The 4,551-nt window shown below is 34.2% G+C and carries 6 protein-coding genes; 1 reads left to right on the forward strand and 5 read right to left on the reverse strand.

Features of this window, described 5'->3' with window-relative positions; all coding sequences use genetic code 11:
- Positions 1-221 precede the first annotated feature (221 nt).
- The 4 genes from H0V01_10575 to H0V01_10590 form a co-directional block, all read right to left on the reverse strand.
- Positions 222-788, reverse strand: a complete 567-nt coding sequence (locus H0V01_10575; GenBank protein ID MBA2583813.1) for a YceI family protein — start codon at positions 786-788, stop codon at positions 222-224.
- A 24-nt stretch (positions 789-812) separates the two neighbouring features.
- On the reverse strand, positions 813-1,295 hold the full coding sequence (locus H0V01_10580; protein MBA2583814.1) for a hypothetical protein: 483 nt from the start codon (positions 1,293-1,295) through the stop codon (positions 813-815).
- A 511-nt stretch (positions 1,296-1,806) separates the two neighbouring features.
- On the reverse strand, positions 1,807-2,238 hold the full coding sequence (locus tag H0V01_10585; protein ID MBA2583815.1) for a hypothetical protein: 432 nt from the start codon (positions 2,236-2,238) through the stop codon (positions 1,807-1,809).
- 147 nt (positions 2,239-2,385) lie between these two features.
- Positions 2,386-2,844, reverse strand: coding sequence for a hypothetical protein (locus H0V01_10590; protein ID MBA2583816.1), 459 nt, complete (start codon positions 2,842-2,844; stop codon positions 2,386-2,388).
- Positions 2,845-2,950: 106 nt separating this feature from the next.
- Here H0V01_10590 and H0V01_10595 point away from each other — a divergent pair, with 106 nt between their 5' ends.
- Complete coding sequence (locus tag H0V01_10595; GenBank protein ID MBA2583817.1) at positions 2,951-3,802, forward strand: cyanophycinase; 852 nt, start codon at positions 2,951-2,953, stop codon at positions 3,800-3,802.
- Between the two features lie 274 nt (positions 3,803-4,076).
- On the opposite strand, the gene H0V01_10600 is transcribed toward H0V01_10595, so the two are convergent.
- Complete coding sequence (locus H0V01_10600) at positions 4,077-4,295, reverse strand: hypothetical protein (protein MBA2583818.1); 219 nt, start codon at positions 4,293-4,295, stop codon at positions 4,077-4,079.
- Between the last annotated feature and the right edge of the window lie 256 nt (positions 4,296-4,551).

Raw genomic sequence — 4,551 nt, forward strand, 5'->3', positions numbered from 1 at the left:
TATCAGGGAAGTATTACCAGTAAGGAAAGACAGGTCCTACCCTAGGGTAGTGAAAAACAAGCAATCTAAAAGTAAACACAAAACGTTTACTAATTATAAACCAGCGTTTTAATCCTTAACTTAATGATATTGCCCGGAGGGCCATTATGGTAATTGCTATTGCGGCAAATAAGAATATTGCAGTTTTCATCTCTGTTTGGAATTTGAATGGTTGAACAAAATTATTCAGGTTGATACGCACTATAAACAGTTACTTCAACAGTTTCTGCGATATTGGTTGAAGGCTTGCCTTTCGCAAACGTGATTCCAAAATCTGCAAGCTTGAGATTGAATTTACTGTTTACTTCTACTATGCTTCCTTTTACGGTAATTGTTCCTTTTTCTTTAATTGCCTTTGTAACACCTTTAATGGTAAGTTCACCACCAATAATTGCAGTGTAAACCCCATCTTTATCAAACTTAATGTCTTTCAGGTTTGTAATCTTGCCGGTTAGCTTTGCTTTAGGATGCACTTTGGTATCAAGGAAATCAGCATTGTTAAAATGTTTTTGCATCAGGGATTTTTCAAATTCAAAACTTTGCATTGGCACAGAAAAAACAATATTGCCAGTTTGAGTGTCAATGGTGCTGACCATCTTATAGTTATTTGCTTCTATGTCCTCAGCAGGGGTATGTGAAAAGAATTTAATATGGCTCTTGGTACTGACCAGTTTCTGAGCTACAGGCTTAAAACCGGCAATAATGGTTAAAGCAATAGAAAATGCGAGAATGATTATAGATTTTTTCATTTTAAAAATGGTTATAAGATGTAATTAATTATTGATTTTTATTAGCGAACATTTTTCCAATATGACATCCTCATAGCGTTCAAGGTCTTCATCATAAGCGGCCCCGATGCGGATGACCCCTTTTACAGTAATAGTTTGCCCCACCAAAATAGCCAATGCCTCATCATTGGTTTCTTCCGTAAAGGTGCAACTTACGCCCGCCTTGCCATTTTCGGGCTTTAGCCTGATTACCTTTTGGTTTTTAAAATCTTCAGATATGGAAACAACAGGGCCACTTACCTGAAGGATTTTGGATTCGCCTTCACCATCAAGGTATTTTTCATTGGCTTTTATAGGATCTGATAAATATTCATTAACCAGTTCTCCTGCATCATAAGAATAATCAGCTTGGGCAGAATGAACATCTCTGTGCGGTAAATTATAGAAGTAATAAGCAATCCCCCCAGCAATAAAAACCAGGGCAGAAAGTATGAGAAGTGAAGCTTTTACTGTTTTTCTTATAGTCATATTCAATATTTTTGAATTGATTTAATAGTCTTGTTTTTTTATAATTACTGACAAGGAATTATGAAAATCATTTATAATTTTCCTGTAAGTCTTTAGTTATGAGTCATTAAAGTTGAGCGTTTTTTGTTTATCAGGATTTTGCTTTTTTACCACAAAGCCCTTTTTTATACGATGAACTTAGGCAACTATGGCTATTCAAAGCCATTATCCGTGAATTTTGTGGATAAGCGTAAGGACGGATATGTAATTTACCCGATGCCTTTGCAGGAACATTCAAAAAGAATTTTTATTAATGATTACTATGTTTTTTCTTTATAATAAGCAACCATTTTTGGAAAGTTGTTTATAGCGAAGAAATAATTATAGGCTCGGAATTCCCTTTAGGAAACTTCCCCTGGATAGGTGAACTTACCATTTTATACTTGCAAACAGCAATGTTTCCTATTCAGAAAGTTTTTATAAATTGCTTAAAAGGGGCAAGGGTTAAACCCAGCCCCTTTATTCAAAATGTCTATTTTGCTTTATCGCCTTGCTCTTTAGCCGGCAAAACTACTCCAATTCCATAAACAATATGGCCCAGCAAACTTGCAATCATCATCAGCATCATATTTTCCGGCTCAGGCATACCACCCATTATAGCTCCCATTACACCCATTGCTATTTGGGCAATAATGAATATTATAATTCCAAAAACAATACCTCTAAGCCATTTGCTATCCATCTTTTTTAGCCAGTTTATAAAGAGGTAAAAATAAAAGGCGGCAAAAATAATCCCTATCATAAAATGCATAATCCATCCTACAATATTCGGCACCCCCATCATCATGCTTAACATTTCGGCTGGGTTCATCCCTGGCAATCCCATAAATGGAGCTAAATAACCAAATATGGTCATAATAACAGTTCCTGTTATACCTCCGATTAAAGTATTTCTTAATTTCATAATTTATTGTTTTTAGTTGATTATATATTTAGTCTTAATAATTATTATTCCTGACACTTTTTTTATTATTCACCTGTCTTTACACAGTAAAAAAATAATTAATAAAGATTACAAGGCTTGCTTTTTATACAGTTTTTAAACTTCCATTCACTGCTTTTTGGGGACATAGGCTTCTACAGTAAAACCTAAAGTAAATCCAAAGGCAAGGTGGCCAAATATCATTATCCAGTCTCTTGCTCCTTTAAACCATGGAAAAAATATTTCAGCGAATCCGTAAAAATTAATTAGGAATAAAACAAGGCCAAATGCAAGGCCGGAAATTATCACCATAATTGAACTTAACCTGGAGGTAATAAAATGAAAAATGAAGCCATATATAATGGAAAGCGAATAATGCACAAGCATGGCAACGGCAATTATTCCAAAGTTAAAAGTGTGTGGCTCTAATACCTTTGGGCCCATGATTATGGCAGCCATTTTTCTGGGAGATTCCCAGATACTGTAATCCGTAAAGATTTTCACCAATATCATTTCCAGAACTATCATTATAGTTCCCGCAGCAACTGCACACAATATGGTGTTAAGTATAATTTTTTTGTTCATCATCATCAATTAACTCTTTATAAATTTAATTTTTTTTTATCTTTTATTTAGTCAGAATTATGACTATTTGATCCTGTTATTTATCTTAAATTTGATTAAAAAAAGGAAAATGATCAGAGGTAAACTGTTAATCATAGGAGGCAATGTTGATAAAGGCACGATTGAATCCGGAGAACCTTTGAATTTAAATAAGCTTAACTTTTTTGAAGAAGGAATTCTAAAAAGAATGCTCAATGAGCTTAATACTTCAGATCCCCGAATTGAAATCGTTACTTCAGCATCCTTAATTCCTGATGATATTGGTGAAGAATATATTAAAGCTTTTAAGAGGCTAAATCAAAAGAAAATTGGATTACTCCATCCATTATCGCAAAGCGAAGCAGATTCTCAGGAAATAATAGATCGATTAAAAAACAGCGATGCAATAATGTTCACTGGTGGCGATCAGTGCAGGTTAGAAGAGGTGTTTTCAGGTAGCACTTTTTTAGAAATTCTTAAAGATAGACTCATGAAGGATGACAATTTTCTTGTTTCCGGTACCAGTGCCGGAGCTATGGTTTTTGGCAAAGAGATGATTTGCGGAGGCCAAACCAATGAAAAAATTATAAAGGGTGGTATTATTTGGGGAAAAGGATTTGCCTTAGCAGCAGGAATTATAATTGACACGCATTTTGTGAAAAGACAAAGATTCAGCAGGTTAATTGAAGCTGTAGCTACTTTCCCTAAGCTTATCGGAATTGGATTAGGTGAGGATACTGCTGTTTTAATAAAAAATGGTATTGAACTGGAGACCATAGGATCTGGGCTTGTGGTCATTATGGATGCAAGAGAAACAACAGAAAACAGTTTTAAGTATATTCAACCCGGTGAAAATATATGTCTGGAAAAAATTATCCTTAGCATATTACCTAAAGAAAGAGCATATAACCTGGATCAAAGGCAATTGGTTAAAACTTATTAAGGAGAAGCTTTCTTTTTTAACAAAACTATAGCTACAAAAGGAGTTTCGAATCTCATTCCTCCAGAAGATTACCGATACCCCTTTCTTGCGGAAGATTAAATTTTCTTTTCACCGCTGGGGTGACTATGTCGGAAAGTTCACCGAAAAAGGAAGTAGAAAGTTATAATTTTTAACTGTCAGATGTCAGGTTACCCGCGTTTTGCTAAAGTATCTTCATAAATATCTTTGAGCCTGTCCTGGGCTTCTTCGTAGTGTATTACCTGTATATGTACCATTATTGAATCTTGTTTTTAATTATTTTCATCAACTGTTCTAAATCTAAGGATTTAAATTCCTCTGAAGATACAATCACCTCCATCTTTTCTCCGGTTTTCAGCAGCACAACCGGCAATTTTAAATTTTTATATGGAGGTTTATCAGGTATTTCATCCTTGTGTAAAAAGGTTTTTTTTACGGGTAAACCATCAAGAAATTCCTTACATTCGTCCTTCATTGAAAAGATACCGAAAGTTAGGGCGCACAATCTCTTAGACTTGAGAGATTTTTTTTGTAAATTAGTGAAATAAAAAAACCTCGCTAAAGCAGTTTTTGTAAAAAACCAATATTAACTTACTAAATCTACGAATGTGCAAAATAAAAATCAGAAGATAAAAACGCTCAGCGATAGCAATGATGAACTAGAAAATTATTTTAGAAATACCATTATCCCTCAATTATTTGTTGATGCGGATTTGAAGTTGAGAAAGTTT

Source organism: Bacteroidota bacterium (genome assembly GCA_013696965.1).
Taxonomy (GTDB): Bacteria; Bacteroidota; Bacteroidia; order JACCXN01; family JACCXN01; genus JACCXN01.

Coding starts and splice junctions, on each gene's coding strand:
- H0V01_10590 (MBA2583816.1), bottom strand. CDS start 2,844: ATGATGAACAAAAAAATTATACTTAACACCATATTGTGTGCAGTTGCT.
- H0V01_10575 (MBA2583813.1), bottom strand. CDS start 788: ATGAAAAAATCTATAATCATTCTCGCATTTTCTATTGCTTTAACCATT.
- H0V01_10595 (MBA2583817.1), top strand. CDS start 2,951: ATGATCAGAGGTAAACTGTTAATCATAGGAGGCAATGTTGATAAAGGC.
- H0V01_10580 (MBA2583814.1), bottom strand. CDS start 1,295: ATGACTATAAGAAAAACAGTAAAAGCTTCACTTCTCATACTTTCTGCC.
- H0V01_10585 (MBA2583815.1), bottom strand. CDS start 2,238: ATGAAATTAAGAAATACTTTAATCGGAGGTATAACAGGAACTGTTATT.
- H0V01_10600 (MBA2583818.1), bottom strand. CDS start 4,295: ATGAAGGACGAATGTAAGGAATTTCTTGATGGTTTACCCGTAAAAAAA.